Annotated in this window: 15 protein-coding genes; 7 read left to right on the top strand and 8 right to left on the bottom strand. The window is 60.2% G+C overall.

The features are described 5' to 3' along the window. The 8 genes from B2G71_RS19865 to B2G71_RS19830 all read right to left on the bottom strand — a co-directional run bounded on the left by B2G71_RS19865 (position 1) and on the right by B2G71_RS19830 (position 7274). Positions 1 to 924 (bottom strand): catechol 2,3-dioxygenase, encoded by a 924-nt coding sequence (locus B2G71_RS19865; RefSeq protein ID WP_098108438.1) that lies wholly within the window; start codon positions 922 to 924, stop codon positions 1 to 3. Positions 925 to 943: 19 nt separating this feature from the next. Then, positions 944 to 1795, bottom strand: a complete 852-nt coding sequence (locus B2G71_RS19860) for an alpha/beta hydrolase (protein WP_098108437.1) — start codon at positions 1793 to 1795, stop codon at positions 944 to 946. Positions 1796 to 1963: 168 nt separating this feature from the next. Beyond that, positions 1964 to 2569, bottom strand: a complete 606-nt coding sequence (gene gstA, locus B2G71_RS19855; RefSeq protein ID WP_098108436.1) for a glutathione transferase GstA — start codon at positions 2567 to 2569, stop codon at positions 1964 to 1966. A gap of 42 nt (positions 2570 to 2611) precedes the next feature. Continuing rightward, a complete protein-coding gene (locus B2G71_RS19850) occupies positions 2612 to 3100 on the bottom strand; it encodes an aromatic-ring-hydroxylating dioxygenase subunit beta (RefSeq protein ID WP_066762504.1) in 489 nt (162 codons plus the stop codon). Continuing rightward, a complete protein-coding gene (locus tag B2G71_RS19845; protein WP_066762497.1) occupies positions 3097 to 4377 on the bottom strand; it encodes an aromatic ring-hydroxylating dioxygenase subunit alpha in 1281 nt (426 codons plus the stop codon). Before B2G71_RS19845 ends, B2G71_RS19850 begins: the two co-directional genes overlap by 4 nt. Positions 4378 to 4388: 11 nt before the next feature. After that, the gene (locus B2G71_RS19840; protein ID WP_098108435.1) at positions 4389 to 5381 is read right to left on the bottom strand and encodes a 4-hydroxythreonine-4-phosphate dehydrogenase PdxA; all 993 of its coding nucleotides are present in this window, start codon (positions 5379 to 5381) and stop codon (positions 4389 to 4391) included. Next, positions 5365 to 5862, bottom strand: coding sequence for an aromatic-ring-hydroxylating dioxygenase subunit beta (locus B2G71_RS19835; RefSeq protein ID WP_230280493.1), 498 nt, complete (start codon positions 5860 to 5862; stop codon positions 5365 to 5367). The genes B2G71_RS19840 and B2G71_RS19835 overlap by 17 nt, the downstream gene beginning before the upstream one ends. After that, complete coding sequence (locus B2G71_RS19830) at positions 5859 to 7274, bottom strand: Rieske 2Fe-2S domain-containing protein (protein ID WP_098108434.1); 1416 nt, start codon at positions 7272 to 7274, stop codon at positions 5859 to 5861. Before B2G71_RS19830 ends, B2G71_RS19835 begins: the two co-directional genes overlap by 4 nt. A gap of 266 nt (positions 7275 to 7540) precedes the next feature. Between B2G71_RS19830 and bphC the strand changes: the two genes are divergently transcribed. From bphC to B2G71_RS19795, 7 genes are read left to right on the top strand one after another with little or no spacing between them, the layout of a single operon-like run. Continuing rightward, entirely contained in the window at positions 7541 to 8440 is a 900-nt protein-coding gene (bphC, locus tag B2G71_RS19825; RefSeq protein WP_066762492.1) for a biphenyl-2,3-diol 1,2-dioxygenase, read from the top strand. A gap of 44 nt (positions 8441 to 8484) precedes the next feature. Next, positions 8485 to 8811, top strand: coding sequence for a non-heme iron oxygenase ferredoxin subunit (locus B2G71_RS19820; protein ID WP_066762489.1), 327 nt, complete (start codon positions 8485 to 8487; stop codon positions 8809 to 8811). Then, entirely contained in the window at positions 8811 to 9299 is a 489-nt protein-coding gene (locus B2G71_RS19815; protein ID WP_066762534.1) for an aromatic-ring-hydroxylating dioxygenase subunit beta, read from the top strand. The genes B2G71_RS19820 and B2G71_RS19815 overlap by 1 nt, the downstream gene beginning before the upstream one ends. Before the next feature lie 24 nt (positions 9300 to 9323). After that, complete coding sequence (locus B2G71_RS19810) at positions 9324 to 10586, top strand: Rieske 2Fe-2S domain-containing protein (RefSeq protein WP_098108432.1); 1263 nt, start codon at positions 9324 to 9326, stop codon at positions 10584 to 10586. Beyond that, positions 10583 to 11170 (top strand): 2-hydroxychromene-2-carboxylate isomerase, encoded by a 588-nt coding sequence (locus B2G71_RS19805; RefSeq protein WP_066762479.1) that lies wholly within the window; start codon positions 10583 to 10585, stop codon positions 11168 to 11170. Before B2G71_RS19810 ends, B2G71_RS19805 begins: the two co-directional genes overlap by 4 nt. 28 nt (positions 11171 to 11198) lie before the next feature. Further along, positions 11199 to 13385 carry a TonB-dependent receptor gene (locus tag B2G71_RS19800; RefSeq protein ID WP_098108431.1) on the top strand — a complete coding sequence of 729 codons (2187 nt, stop codon included), beginning with the start codon at positions 11199 to 11201 and terminating at the stop codon, positions 13383 to 13385. Positions 13386 to 13415: 30 nt separating this feature from the next. After that, positions 13416 to 15914 (top strand): TonB-dependent receptor, encoded by a 2499-nt coding sequence (locus tag B2G71_RS19795; RefSeq protein WP_098108430.1) that lies wholly within the window; start codon positions 13416 to 13418, stop codon positions 15912 to 15914.

The following is a 15914-nucleotide window of genomic DNA, read 5'->3' as shown; positions in this document are numbered from 1 at the left end:
TCAGGTGTTCACCGTCATGAAGCGGTCGTTCAGCGCCTTTTCGTAGTAGAAGATCGCCTTGCCGGCGCTCTCTGCCTGCCACATGCGCTGCGGATTGTCGGGATAATAGATGTAACCGCCGCTGAAGGTTTCGTTGCGGTTACCCGAGGGATCGAAGAAGTAGATCGTCTGGCCGCGGGTGATCCCGTGACGCGTCGGCCCGATATCGAGCGAAATGTCGTAGCGGCTGATAATGTCGGCTGCGTGACCGACGTCGTGCCACGATTCCAGATTGAACGACGTATGGTGGATCTTGCCGTCTTCGGGATAGTGGAGGAAGGCGACGTCATGCGCCTTGTTGCTGCAGCTCAAGAAAATGCCTAGGCGGGTGCCGCTGCCCTCATCGACCAATTCCTCGGTCACCGAGAAATCGAGCGCATCGACAAAGATCTTCGCCGAGGCCGCAATGTCCACGCCGTTCAGCGCGCAGTGATCGAAGCGGGTAGCGCGCATCCCGCGTGGCTCAACCACCCAAACATCCGGGTTCTTGGTCGCCGGACCGGTGGCCGAAAGTTCCATTTCGGCGTAAAGTTCGAACACATGCTGTGTGGGCGTATTGAACCTGATCTTGCGGCCAACCCCTGGATCTTCGCCAGCCGGGACCACATCGACATGCACACCGAAATCAAGCAGGCGTTCCGCGAAGTGATCGAGATCTGAATCCTTGGCGACCTTGAAGCCCATGACGTCCATGCCGGGATGATCGGCCTCGCGCAGGATGATGCTATGGCGATCGAACTCGTCGAAGGCCTGGAAGAAAGCGCGGTCGCCGTCACGGCTGACAAGATTCAGGCCGATGCGATCCCGATAATGGGAAATGGCTTCGTCCAGGTCGAGAACTCTGAGCTGCACGTAACCAGGACGAATGACACCTGTTAGAGCCATGACGTTTACTCCTCTCCGATCAGGCCTTGAGGCCACTTTTAAAAAACTCTGCGACAGTCCGATTGAAACTCGCCATCCGCTCGATCTGGACCCAGTGGCCACATTCGGCAAAAAGGTGGAGGTCGGCCCGCTTCAACAACGTGGCGAGGCGCACGGTCGAATCCAGCGGGATCACCTGATCGGCAATACCGTGCAAAATCAGGGTTTCGTGCTCAATCGCGGCGATGTCTTCTTCGCGGCTGGCGAGCATCGCCACGTTGGCCTGGCGGTCGGCGCCGCCGAACGTTGCATGATAGGGTTCATGTGCTTCGGGCCGGGCGCTGGCGACATAGCGCGACTGAATCAGATCCTCGGTCAGGCGGCTGTGATCCCAGGCAAGGTACTTGAGCGATTCGCGCATCGCCTCGACCGAGGGTTCATAGCCCCAGACCTTGTCGAGCGCAGGGGTAATCGGAAAGTTGAGCCCTGCAGGTCCCATCAGAACGGCGCGCTCGACCCGATCGGGGTGGGCAATCATGAACGCCAGTGTGATCCCGCCACCGAAAGAATTGCCGACGATCGAAACCTTGTCGATGCCCAGACCGTCGAGAAAGCCGGCGAGCTGATCGACCCAGACCTGCTTGTCCTCGATCCGGCCCTTGCTGTCCGAATAGCCGAAGCCGAACATGTCGGGCGCGATGACCCGGAAATCCTCGGCGAGGATCGGCATATTCAGCCGCCAGTTGGCCCAGGCTGTCACACCGGGGCCCGATCCGTGGACCAGCAGCACCGGATCGCCCTCGCCAATGTCATGATAATTGGTCGAGCTTCCGCCGACAACCAGCGACTTGCCAATCTCCGGACGGGTCGTGTCCAAAGTCGCGTCTGCCATTCTGCCCTCCGATCCTTTCCCGCCTCGATGATTTTGCATTCGGCTGGACCTGGACGCCGAATCGCTGTCTCTGTCGCCAGCAGCCTCATCCATTGCACTATTTGAAACGCATTTGCAAATGAAGAACGACGTGGGCGACGGCAATCGCCGCCGCCCCGCGCTCTTCGATCAGATGAGCCCTTCAGCCTTCAGCGCCGCCCCCACCGCTGGCCTTTGCGCAATCCGACCGCAATAGGCGCCCAGCGCGGGATAGGCGCTCATGTCGATTCCGACATGGGCAGGCCAGCCCAGTATCACGAACAGATAGATGTCGGCCACGCTAAAATCGGCGCCCACATAGTGCTCTTTGCCGGCAAGATCCTTATCGAGCGCGGCCAAGTGATTCTTGACTGCGGTCGTAGCGGCTGCCTTGGCTTCATCGCTGGTGCCGGGCGTAAACAGGGGCACGAAGGCCTTGTGGAACTCCGAACCCAGGAAGCTCAGCCGGCTGAGCAGGCGGTACCGGTCCATGGTGCCGTCGCGCGGCGCCAGGCCGGCTTCCGGCTTCTGGTCGGCGATGTAAAGCAGGATCGCGGGATTTTCGGTCAGGGTTTCGCCGCTGTCGAGGGTCAGCGCCGGAACCTTGCCCGACGGGTTGACCGTCAGGAAATCGTCTCCGGTCTCGACCTTGCGGGTCGCCAGATCGACCTTCACCGCATCGAAAGTGGCGCCGGTTTCGCGCAGGGCGATATGCGGAGCGAGCGAACAGGCACCAGGGCTAATGAACAGCTTCATGGATAGTCTCCTTCTGGGAAAAACAGGAAATTGGGGATTGGCTCAGATCGGGGTCGCCAACAGCGTGGCGATGCGCAGCGTGTCATAGATGCAGGTCCGGCTTTTCAGTCGAACGGTTCCACCGCTAAGATCGAACCGATCGACATATTTGCCGGCATTGTAGATGCGCGTTTCACCATCATTACGGGTCTGGAAGACGACATAGCTGGCTTCAGCAGAAACCTGGTCGCCTTCCACGCCGGTGATTACCGCACGCCCAATCAGGTGCCGGTTGAAATGTTCGGGGAAGACGTTTGCCTTGCGCAGCGCGACCACCCGATCGACCAGCATCGCCCTGCTGTCGCAATACATCACCGCCGCTGGCAAGCCGTTATCGACATTCTCTCGCGCGATCACCTGGTACAGGCAATCGTCAACGAACAGGTTGGGCCATTGCTCGAGCCGGTCATCATCAAGGCAAAGCCCGTAAGCCGCGTTGAAATCGTCGATCGCACTTTGCGCGACTTGCGCTACTTCGGCTGCAGCGCTCATGCCCGGCCCTCCGCTGCGAGATCGGCCAGGGCATTGCCCATCAGCCCGAGATAGCCCTTCCAGAACCCCCGCACCGAATTTTCATCCATGCCCATCGGCGCGTAATACTGGCGCACGTCGTCGCCGCCCATTTCGACGAAGCTGCGTTTGCCTTCGGCGCCGATCGTCCCCTGCTGGCACAGCTCCACCGCTTCTCCGTCTTCCATCGAGATCAGCCCGGATGGCCCAACCAAATTAAGGTTGCGCAGCCGGTGGCGGGTCGTTTCCTCGTCGTCGTCGGCGTAACCGAAATAGGTCCAGACCAGCTCGGTCCTGTCGGTCCCGTGGGGCACGATCTGCCTGGTGGCGAGGGTGTTCTGGATCTGCTGGACAACGACAGACGGGAAGATCGACTGGATGTGCAGTCCGACATCATCAGCGATCTCCGGGCGGAATGCCAGCAGGCGCTCGTCCTGCAACTTGGCCTCACCCTGCATCTCGCGGTTGGCCTCGTCACCGAACGAGCCGTAGTCGACATCGCCCTTGGGCTTCGACACCGTGAACACGTTGTGGAAGCCTTCTTCCGAAAGCTCGCCTGCACTTTCCTGGCTCTGACGGTATATGCCGAAGGTCGGATAGAACAGGTGAAGCAGTGCCCCGTGGTAGCTGTCACGACTGTTTTCCGAATAGAGCTTCCAGTTGCCGGCCATGAACTGCCGCGCATAACCCAGCACCTTCACCGGGCGCTGGAAGACGCGAGAAATATACTTGCGCATCACCGGACCGAGAAAGTCTTCAAGCGGGGCAATGGCCGGACTGAATGTGCCGAACACCATGCCTGCAAAGGATTCCACTCGCAGCCTTTCCAGCGAATGCTCGGCTGGATCGAAATCGGCCTGGTACCCGCCCACGCCTTTCATCCCCCGCCGGAACGGCACGCCGACAAGCGCACCGGTCGCGTCGTAGGCCCACTGGTGATAGACGCATACGAACGCCCCGTCGGCCTGATTACCGCGCAGCGAGCGGCACACGGTTGCGCCCTTGTGGGCGCAGCGATTTACCCAGGCATGGATGGTGCCATCGGTTGCCCGCGTCACCACCACCGGAGTATTGCCGACATGGGTCGAACGGAAATCGCCGCTGTTGGCCAGCTCGGCTTCGAGGCCGAGGTAGCACCAGGTCTGTCCGCGAAAGATGTTTTCCTGTTCGGCAGTGAAGATCGCCTGGCTGTGATAGACTGCGTAATCGACCGCATTCGGCTCCGACCCCGCAGCGACAGGCATGGTTTTGGCGTTCATGTTCTTTCCTCCTAAGCTTGTTCGAAACCGCGGCCCGAAGCGAGTCGTCCGCAAATGCGCATCGCGCTCAGCATCATCGCGGCATCGGCTCTGCCGGTACCGACGATGTCGTAGGCGGTGCCATGGGCCACCGACATGTGCAGGTACGGCGGCCCCATGATGATCACGCTGTTGCCCGAAAAGCCCCAGGTCTTGACAGCGATGTGGCCCTGATCGTGGAACATCGCGAGGACCATGTCGTAACGGCCCTCGATGCACTGGCGGAAGACCGAATCGGGCGCGATCGGCCCTTCGACATCGATGCCCCTGGCCCGCGCCGCTTCGACCCCGGGTGCGATCTCAAGGCGATCCTCGTCACCCATGGCATGTGGGTTGAGGCCGGCAACCGCGATCCGCGGGCGGGCGATGCCCCACGATCGCATGGCTTCGTGCAATTGCCCCACCGCCGTGGCGACGAGATCGGCTGAAATGACGTCGATCACCTGGCGCAGCGACATGTGGTCGGTGAGATGCGCAACCCTGAGCGGCCCGGTCAGCAGCACCAGATAGCTTTCGCCCGGGGTCGGGCTGATGACCCTGTCGAGCTTCTTGGCCAGTTTAAGCGAACCAGTGCTGATCGGCCCCATGATCGTGGCGGCGAAAGAACCGTCGCGGGCCAACGCGTCGAGCTCATCCAGCCATTGCGCGGTGGCGTGCCCGGCGGCCTCGGTGTCCTCGCCCAGGGGCAGAACGCCATCGGGCAGCGCGCCGGTATCGATAACGTCGATGATCGCGGGATCGTCGCTGGGTTTTTCGAAGCTGCGCATCACCCGCAGCCGTGCCTTGATGCCAGTGAAATCGAGCGCCCGCTCTACCGCCGCAGCAGACCCGACCAGCACGGGGATCGAATCCGCGTGGACGGCACCGTCGGCCAGCGCCCTGACCGCCACTTCCGGTCCGATCCCGGCGGGATCGCCGATCATCGTCCCGACGACGGGGCGCACCCGCTCAGAGGCTGTAGACATCGGCTATTTCTTGGAACAGGTCGGTGACGACAACCGTCTTCTTGCGGCGGATCACGAACGTATCATCCCGAGATTCGAGGTCATAGAAGGCCCACCCGCTGAGAGTGGCGACTTTTCCTTCCAGCACCGAAACCGTGGTCCAAGACGTCCGCGCATGCACCTGGCCATCGCTCTCCTCAGCAGACAGCAGGGAGAACTGGTGAACCGTGCGTGGCTGCGGCGTGCTCGCCGCCGAGCGCCGGGTCCTGATCCGAAACACCCGATCCTCAAGCCCGCCCCGGTTGGGATAGTAGATCAGCGAGACTTCGTTCTGCGGATCCGCAGTCGGCCGTTCGTGATCGTCCCAGGCTGGAACCCAGTATTCCGCATCTTCGTGATAGAGCGCCAGCCAGGCATCCCAGTCCTTGTCGTCAAGCGCCATGGCTTCCTGACCGATGAAGCGGGAAACCGCCAGCCAGCGCGAATGGAATGCGGTCATCATGCCTTCTCCAGCGAACGCTCAAGGAAGGCGGCAAGCTCGCTGCACTCGCTGTCGATGGCCTTTTCCATGAGCGTGAGCCACTCGTCATGGATCGCCACATAGAGGCCTTCGTCGGCAACCGCCGGGCTGCTCAGCACCACATTTAAATCGAGCGGCTCGCCGAACTTGCCCGGGCCGGTGTCCCAGCGCGTCGAACCGCGCGACATCTCGTTGTAGCGGCCTTCGCCGGCGCCAAAGCCGGTCTGGCAGTTGTTGAATTCGGTCAGGTCGTCCGGGGTCGCCATGCCGGTCGAATTGAAGAAATCCTCATACTGACGCAGCCGCAGGGCCCGCGCCTCGGCGCTTTCGCCGACCGGGGCGATGCACACCGTGCTGACTTCGGTCTCATCCACCGCCAGCGGCTGGATGATGCGGATCTGCGTGCTGGTCTGGTCCATCAGGAAGACGTTGGGAAACAGCTGCAGGTTGCGGATGCGCTTGTTCATCCACTTGGCCTTTTCGGCGCCGTAGGACTCTTCGAGCCAGTCGAGGATCTCGAAATTGGGGCGATCCATGTAGTTGGCATAGTCGGCCCACAACACAGTGTGTCCGTTGTGGAACGAGAACGACCCGCCATCGCGCGCGGTGAAGCCGTCGAAGCTAATCGCCTTGGTTTCGTTCTTCGAAACGCCTTCGACGCGGCGCTGAACCGTCATGAAGTAGTTGGCGTGCGTGGTCATGACGTGATAACCGTCGAGCCCGTTCTCGACCTGCATCTTCCAGTTGCCGTGATAGCGGTAGCGGTTGGTTCCGGGCAAAACTTCCATTGCGCCGGACTTCGACTGGTCCACCAAGATATCGATGAAATCCCGCGCGCCGGCGAGGTGATCGACCAGCGGGACGACATCGGCGGAGAGGCTGCCAAAAATGAAGCCACGGTAGCTTTCCACCCGGGCGACCGGCTGAAGCCCGAAATCAGCGCGATTGAATGCCTCCGGATAGCCCCCGATGCTCTCATCGGTGACGTCCAACAGGTCGCCCCCGGACGAGAACGTCCAACCATGGAACGGGCACATGTGGTTGCGCTTGTTCCCGGCCCGCTCGCGGCAAATGCGCGCGCCACGGTGCGAACACGCATTGACGAAGGCTCGGACCTCTCCCGTCTTGTCACGGGTGACCAGGATAGGAACGCGCCCGATCTTGGTCGTGATGAAATCGTTAGGTTTAGCGATCTGGCTCTCATGCGCCAGATAGACCCAGTTGCGCTCGAAGATGTACTTCATCTCGAGCTCAAACAGCGCAGCTTCGGTGAAAGCGGCGCGGTCCAGCTGGAAGATCCCGCGCTCGTGATCCTTCTTGAGCCAAGCGCGCATGCGCTCTTTCAAGCCCTGCAAGTCGGCAATCCTGCCGCCGATTTTCTCAGTGAGTTCCATCAATCCTCTCCCGTTCTGTGCGTCGGGTACCCCATACCTCCGCGAATCAACCGCAGATCGCACAAGGCTACTACCGCATCCCATCATTTCGTGCAACGTATTGCACAATGAAAAACGTTCTGGTAGGTGATTGTGCAGAAACTGGTAGGTGATTACGCAGAATTGGCTGAAACTGGCGGCTCGAATCGAAGCAAGGCGGCCAGAAAATCGCAACCAGAAAAACGCAAAATGTCCCCGCTTTGGGGTGAATTGGGAGAATTTGAACTATGTCGGTCGTCACCGAACTCGGCTATCTTGGTCTTACCGTTTCCGATCTCGCTGCCTGGCGCGCTTACGCCGCCGAAGTCGCCGGCATGGAAGTCGTCGATGAAGGCGAAGGGGACCGGCTCTATCTGCGGATGGACCTTTGGCATCACCGCATCGTCCTGCACGCTGATGGCAGCGATGACCTGGCCTACATGGGCTGGCGCGTGGCCGGGCCGCAGGAATTCGCCGCGATGCAGGAAAAGCTGAGCGCGGCGAAAATCCCCTTCACCGTGGGCACCGAAGCCGAGGCGCGCGAACGCCGGGTTCTCGGGCTGCTCAAGCTGGCCGATCCGGGCGGCAACCCGACCGAGATTTTCTTCGGCCCCCAGGTCGATACGCACAAGCCGTTTCATCCCGGACGCCCGATGTTCGGCAAGTTCCTGACCGGCTCGCAAGGGATCGGGCACTGCATCCTGCGCCAGGACGATGTCGAGGCGGCGGCCCAGTTCTATGAACTGCTCGGCCTGCGCGGGTCGGTTGAATACCTTCTCCACCTGCCCAACGGCATGGTCGCCCAGCCCTATTTCATGCACTGCAACGAGCGCCAGCACTCGGTAGCCTTCGGCCTCGGACCGATGGAAAAGCGCATCAACCACCTGATGTTCGAATACACCGATCTCGACGATCTCGGGATGGCCCATGACATTGTGCGTGAGAAGAAGATCGACGTCGCGCTCCAGCTGGGCAAGCACGCCAACGACCAGGCCTTGACTTTTTACTGCGCTAACCCGTCGGGTTGGCTGTGGGAATTTGGCTGGGGTGCGCGCCAGGCGCCGAGCCAGCAGGAATACTACACCCGCGACATCTTCGGGCACGGGAACGAGGCAGCCGGATACGGGATGGACATTCCGCTGCTCTGACAATCTCAATTTGAATCAGTTCTTGACAGGGAAACAGATCGACCATGTCGAAAAACTTACGCCTTTGTGAAGTCGCCGACGTGAAGGACGGTGAGCCGGTCGCGGCCTTCGCCGAAGGGATGCCTGCGCTCGCTGTATACAATGTCGATGGCGAGATCTTCGTTACCGACAATCTCTGCACCCACGGCAATGCCATGCTTACCGACGGGTACCAGGACGGCGATGTCATCGAATGTCCGTTTCACGGCGGCTCGTTCGACATCAAGACGGGGGCGGCCAATGCCTTTCCCTGCCAGGTGGCGATCGTCTCATATCCGGTCGAAATCGAGGATGGCTGGGTCTGCATCACGAAGCCCGAAGGGGCGGCATGATGGGCCTTCCCACCCTTGAGCAGATGCAGTTACAGCATGCCGCTGCGCAGGTCAATGCGCTTCACGCGGAACTGATCGATGACGACCGGTTGGAAGAATGGCCCGACCTGTTCGAGGAAAATTGTCGATACAGTGTGATCTCTGCGGAGAACCACAATCGTTCGCTGAATCTGGCCGCGGTGTTCTGCGACAGCCGCGGCATGCTGGTCGATCGCATCGTGTCTTTGCGCCGCGCCAACATTTTTCCCGCGCACAGCTACCGGCATATTCTCGGTCCGACCCGCGTGAAGTCGACGAGCGGGCAGATCGTCACCGCACAGACCAACTATGTGGTCCTGATGACGCGCAACGACGGTCAGACGTCGATCTACAATTCCGGAAAATATGTCGATGAAATCGACGTTTCCGGGGCTGCCCCGCGCTTCCTTTCCAAGACCGCGATCTTCGACACCCACCTCATCGATACGATGATGGTCCGCCCGATCTAGCTGCAAAGTTGAAAGCACCCAATTATGTCCATTCGCCAGCAAACAGACGCCTTCGATCAAGCCCCGTCCACTGCAGGATGCCGGGTTCCGTACCGCGTTTTCACCGATCGCCAGTACTACGATCGCGAACAGGAGAACATTTTCAAGGGTAACTGCTGGTCCTTCGTCGGACTTGAGGCTGAAGTTCCGCAGGCGGGTGATTTCAAATCGACCTTCGTGGGCGAAACACCGGTGATCCTCACGCGCGACAGCGACGGCTCGTTGCATGTCGTGGTCAATCGCTGCGCCCATCGCGGTGCCCTGGTCTGCCGCGAAATGCGCGGCAACCGCGCAAGCCTGGAATGCGTCTACCACCAATGGGCCTACGATCTGAAGGGGAACCTGATCGGGGTTCCCTTCCGCCGCGGCCTTAAGGGACAGGGCGGGATGCCGGGCGATTTCGACATGTCCCAGCACAATCTTCGCCAGCTGCGCACCGAAACCGTTGGCGGTCTGGTGTTTGCCTCTTTCTCCGAAACTGTCGAATCCTGCCGCGATTTCCTCGGTCCGATCGTGGTTGAGCAGATCGAGCGGATCATGTGCAAGCCGATCACCGTGCTGGGCGACCAGCGCCAGCGGATACGCGGGAACTGGAAGCTCTACGCCGAGAACACCCGCGATCCCTACCACGCCAGCCTGCTGCACCTGTTCCACAACACGTTTGGTCTCTATCGCTCGACCCAGACAGGTGAGGCATTGATGGATGCCAACAAACGCCACTCGCTGCTCTATTCGATCGCGGCCAGCAACGACGATGCCGCCGACAAGCAGGCCTATGGCGATTCGCGCACCTTCGACACCGAATTCAAGCTGCAGGACATGTCGCTGCTGAAAGGTCGGCAGGAGTTCGCGGATAACGTCACGCTGGTGATCCTTGCGGTCTACCCCAATCTGGTCCTTCAGCAGATCCAGAACACGCTCGCGGTGCGCCAGACGGTGACCTACGGGCCGGATGAATTCGAGCTCGTCTGGACCCATTTCGGCTACCAGGACGACGATGCGGAAATGCAGGCCATCCGGCTCAAGCAAGCCAACCTGATCGGCCCCGCCGGGCTCATTTCGATGGAAGACGGCGAAGCGGTGGAAATTGTCCAGGACGCCATCGTCGGCGAGGCAAGCGCGACGTCCTACATCGCGATGGGTGGCGGCCGAGCGGAGGATGCCGACCATCTCGTCACCGAGGGCGCGATCATCGGCTTCTGGGACAACTATCGGGAGATGGTCGGATTCGACCTTGAGCCCGCATGACCCGCACTATCGACTTTTATTTCGATTTCATCAGCCCGTTCAGCTACCTCGCGCAGCTGAAGCTGCCGGAAATCGCCCGGGCGGCGGGGTGCGAGGTCGACTACTGGCCGATCGACATACCCGAAGCCAAGATTGCCGCCGGCAACTATGGCCCGTCCAATCGCGAGGTCCTGCCCAAGATCAAGGTGATGAAAGCCGATCTCGAACGTTGGGCGGATCGCTATGGCGTGCCCCTCAACTTTCCGGCCAGCTTCGACTGCGCACACTGGAATTGCGCGGTCCTGTACGCCCGAAAGCACGGCAGGGCTGAACAGTTCGTGACCGACGCGTATCGCCGGATCTGGGGCCAGGGCATCGATCCGCGTGACCGCGGCGAACTCGCCGCTTGCGCGACAGCGGCAGGCCTCGATGCCGATGCGCTGCTGGCATTCGTCGATTCTCCGATCGGACAGAACGAATATCGCAAGGCACGTTCCCAAGCGATCCAGCGCGGCGTGTTCGGTGCCCCAATGATGTTTGTCGACGACCAAATATTCTGGGGCAACGATCGAATAGATTTTCTTTCTGATTACCTTACTAAATAAATACATAAACTAAGATGGGAGTGCTGAAATGGCGTGGCTGAAAGCTCATTCAATTACCCTGCTTTGCGCGACTGCATTGACCCCGCAGACGGTCTTGGCCCAGAGTGTCAACACCTCGCAAGAACAGAACTCCTCAACCGGACCGGAGGCATCGCAAGAAGCAGAAACAGGCTTGGGCGATATCGTGGTGACAGCCACCCGGCGCGAGGCGAAGCTGCAGGATGTGCCGATTGCGGTTACTGCGGTGACCGGCGATACACTTGCCGCGGCCGACGTGTCGACAGTCCGCTCACTGACGCAGGTTGTTCCCGGCTTCATCGGCAGCCGCAACATGGGCGTGTTCCAGCCGGTCGTGCGCGGTGTCGGTTCGACGGGGATTTCGATCGGCGACGAGCCCAACATCGCTACCTATGTCGATGGCGTCTATCAGCCTGAATCCGCCGCCAACTGGATCGATCTGGTCGAGGTCGAACGCGTCGAGGTGTTGCGCGGCCCGCAGGGTACAACCTTCGGACGCAATGCCACCGGCGGTCTGATCAATGTCATCACCCCCGATCCCAGCTTCGATTTTCGAGGCAAGGCATCGCTGCGGATGGGGCGGATGCGCCGCGACGCGGGCGACTATGATGCCCGCGTCTATTTCACTGGCCCCTTGAGCGAAAACGCCGCCGCCGACTTCGCCGCCTTGTTCCGGAAGAACGACGGATATATCGACGATCTGGTTCGGGGAGGAACGCTCGGCAATCAGCGTGTGATCGACCTGCGCAGCAAACTGCTGTTCGAGCCGACCGACAATTTCAAGGTTGTCCTGACGGGCGAGTACTTCAACCAGGAAAGCACCACCAACTCCCCACAACCGTTGGACGGAAATACGGCGGGTCGCCGCTTTCCCGGCGTGATCCTACCGACCGATGCCTGGCAGGCATCGCTTACGAAGGATCCGACGTTGGACCTCAAGCGCTATTCCGCAGCGCTGCATACGAAGCTCGATCTCGGCTCGGTCGCACTGGACACGACAACCGGATACATGCTGCTGCGCTGGAAGCAGGACACCGATTCCGACGCGTCCAACCTGCAGCTCGGTAATTTCCTAGCGGATTTCAATGTCGAATCGATCAGCCAGGAAATCAAGCTGAACTCGGCTAATCCCGGTCCTTTCCAGTGGCTCCTGGGCGGCTACTTCTACCAATTCGGCGGGAATTCCTTCCTTCAGCCGTGGACCGCCGCAAATCCCACGCTCCCTCTTGCAGGTCCAACGCTGGAACCCGAGCTCGAAGGCCGCTCCTTCGCGGGCTTTGGCGAAGGGACTTACGAAGTAACGCCCGGATTATTTTTCACCGTTGGCGCACGGTACACTACCGAAACGCGTAACTTCACGCAGCGGATCAATGGAAACGTCGTCGTCAACGACGCCGAAGAGACCTTCAACAAGTTCAACTACAAACTCGGCGTTCGCTACGAGATCACCGATAACACCAGCGTTTACGCCACTTACAGCACCGCGTTCAAGAGCGGGGTGTTCAATATGGCCGCAGCGAGCGCGACGGCGGTCGATCCCGAGAATATCAGCGCCGCAGAGTTCGGCATCAAATCCGATCCGCTCGACTGGTTGCGGACGAACCTGTCGATTTACTACTACGATTACCAGGATCTCCAGCTACAGGCGAAAGACGCCATCGGTCCTAGTTACATCCTGCAAAACGCCGCCAACGCGGAAATCTACGGCGGCGAGTTCGAGGTTTTCGTCCGTCCCGTAGCAGACCTGACGCTGCGGAGCGCGGTAGCGTATACCCACGCCCGTTATCAGGATTTCCCCGATGCCCAGGGCTTCTTTCCGCGCGCCGACGGCGGCAACGACGTGGTGACATTCGACGCTTCGGACAATGTCATGACCCGGGCCCCCGAATGGTCCGGCAACTTCGGCATCGACTGGGGCAGTGACGTCGGCAATGGTCGTATCACTTTCGCAGGTAACCTGTCCTGGAGCTCACGGGTCTATTACGACTTCGCGAACCTCTTCTCGCAACCGTCCTACACGCTCATCAACGGGTCGGTCAGTTGGACGCCCGAGAGCGAGCGATTCAAGATCGGGTTGTGGGTCACCAACCTCACCAACGAGAAGGTGCTGCAGACGGTCCGGCCCGGCGCACTCAGCACCGACGGGTTCTATGAACAACCTCGTAAGATTGGAATGACAATCGAGACCGAGTTTTAAAGTGACATAACAACAGGGAGGATGACACCAATGACAAAGCAATCGATCAATTTCAGGAAGGTCGTCCTGCGCGCCAGCGCCTCGGCGATCGTCGGATCAATCGGGCTCGCACCGATGGCGGCGCATGCGCAGGACGCCGCAACAAGTGAGCCTCAGGCCGAGGAGCAACAGACCGGCGGCCTCGAAGAGATCATCGTGACTGCGCGCAAGCGGGCCGAGAATCTGCAGGAAACGCCGGTCGCGATCACCGCGATGACCGGCGGAATGCTCGAGGAACGCCAGATCACCAACGTGGCTGAAGTCGCAAGATTCGCGCCGAACGTGAACATCTCGCCGGTCGCCAACATTTCGGGTTCGAGCGCCTCGATCACCTCGTTCATCCGCGGCGTGGGCCAGACCGATTTCAATATCACCGTCGACCCGGGCGTGGGCGTCTATGTCGATGGCGTCTATGTCGCCCGCTCGGTCGGTGCGCTGCTCGACATGGCCGACATTTCGAGCGTCCAGGTCCTGCGCGGGCCGCAGGGCACACTGTTCGGCAAGAACACCATCGGCGGCGCGATCGTCGTCAATTCGGTCGAACCGCAGTACGATTTCGACATGAAGCTCGAAGCGGCGACCGGCCGGTTCAACCGCGCCGATTTCAAGGGCATGGTCAACGTGCCGCTGAGCGACATTCTCGCAATGCGGGCCGTCGCGTCCTATGAAACCCGCGACGGCTACCAGAAGCGTTTGTTCGACGGCGGCCGCCAGGGCAACAAGGACAGCTTCGGCGGACGCATTGCGTTCAAGTGGGAGCCGACCGACAAGCTGACCGTCAACCTGAGCGGCGATATCAATATCCGGCGCGAAGAAATGGCTGCGTCGACGCTGGTCGACCTTTTCGAATCGCCCAACCTGCTGCAGGTTGTCGACTTGAATGGCCGAACCGTGGTTTTCCCCAGTTCGACTTATGCCTGGAACAAGTTGCAGGGCGGCGCAGGTTTCTGCGGTGCGGACGGGGAGCTAGCACCGGTCAACGATCCGCGCTGCGCCACCACGCAGTGGATCACCGGCGATATCGATTCAACCTGGTCCGGGGCCAAGAACCAGTCGGATTTCGACCTGTGGGGCACGAACCTGACGCTGGATTATGATTTTGGTGACATCAGCCTGAAGTCGATCAGCTCATATCGCGATCAGAAGGCCACGATCCAGTTCGACTTCGACGGAACGCCACATCCCTACCTCACCCTGACAAACAATATCGACCTGTGGCAGGCCTCGCAGGAACTGCAGTTGACCGGCAGTGTCCTGAATGATCGGGTGAAGTTCGTTCTGGGCGGCTATTATCTGAAGGAAAAGGGCCAGGACAAGAACAACCTGCTGTTCGGCTTCGCTGACTTCTTCAGCGGCGGCAAGATCGACAACGACAGCTATGCTGCCTATCTGCAGGCAACGATCGAGGTGACCGATCGCCTTTCGATCACGCCGGGCATCCGCTATACCGACGAGACCAAGCGGTTCGATCCTTCGTTCCAGACCATCAATGTTGATTACACTGCTCCGCTTGGGCAGGCCGGCATAATCCCTTACCCCGAAGGCGTGTTCATCGCCTTCAGCCAGTGCGTGACCGGCCAGCCAGAGCCCTTGCTGGTGACCGATCCGGCGAGCCCGCTGTTCGGCTTCCCGCTGCCTGGAGGCTGCGAACCAGCCGCCACTAACCCTGGTGGAAACCACATCTTTCCGGCGGTCCAGGTTGCCGTCAAGGCCAAGGAATGGACCCCGGCGATTTCGGCTGACTACAAGATCACCGACGATATCCTTGTCTATGCCTCCTATTCCAAGGGTTTCAAGAACGGCGGCTTCACGCAGCGGGTCTTCCCGGCTGAACAGGTTGCGCCGGAGTTCAGGCCCGAATTCGTGGAATCATACGAACTCGGCCTCAAGACCGAGCTGCTGGATCGCCGTCTGCGCCTGAACTTCGCCGCGTTCATGTCAAACTACGATGACATCCAGGTCGTCGTCAGCGAAGGCATCGCCCCCCGGGCACGAAACGCCGGTTCCGGCCGCATCAAAGGCTTCGAAGTCGAAGGCGAGGCGAGTCCGACCGATTGGCTAAGCCTGACCTTCGGCGTTGGCTATCTTGATGCCTATTACCGCTCCATTGATCCGTTGGCGTTCCCCGTGAACCTGGACTCGAAGTTCGCCTTCGTGCCGGAATGGACCGGATCGGCCTCGTTCAACGCCGACGTCTATGAAGGCGACATGGGCAGGTTGGCGCTGCGCGGAGACTGGTCGTACCAGAGCGAAACCTTCAAGGATGCGATCAACAGCCCGCAACTGCGCCAGCCTGGCTACAGCGTCTTCGGCGCCAGTGCTTCGTTCACCGAGAAGAGCGAGCACTTCACCGTGACCGCTGGTGTGACCAACCTGACCGACGAACGCTATATCCAGGGCGGTTACGTCGATCCGTTCGTCGCCGGGACAGCGGTGGCAACCTATTCACGCCCGCGTGAATGGTTCCTCAAGCTCGCCTATAAGTACTGA

Origin of the sequence: Novosphingobium sp. PC22D, assembly GCF_002556635.1 — a bacterium.
Lineage (GTDB): Bacteria > Pseudomonadota > Alphaproteobacteria > Sphingomonadales > Sphingomonadaceae > Novosphingobium.
Note: the sequence above shows the minus strand (reverse complement) of the source record. Positions and strands in the feature narration are given on the sequence as shown.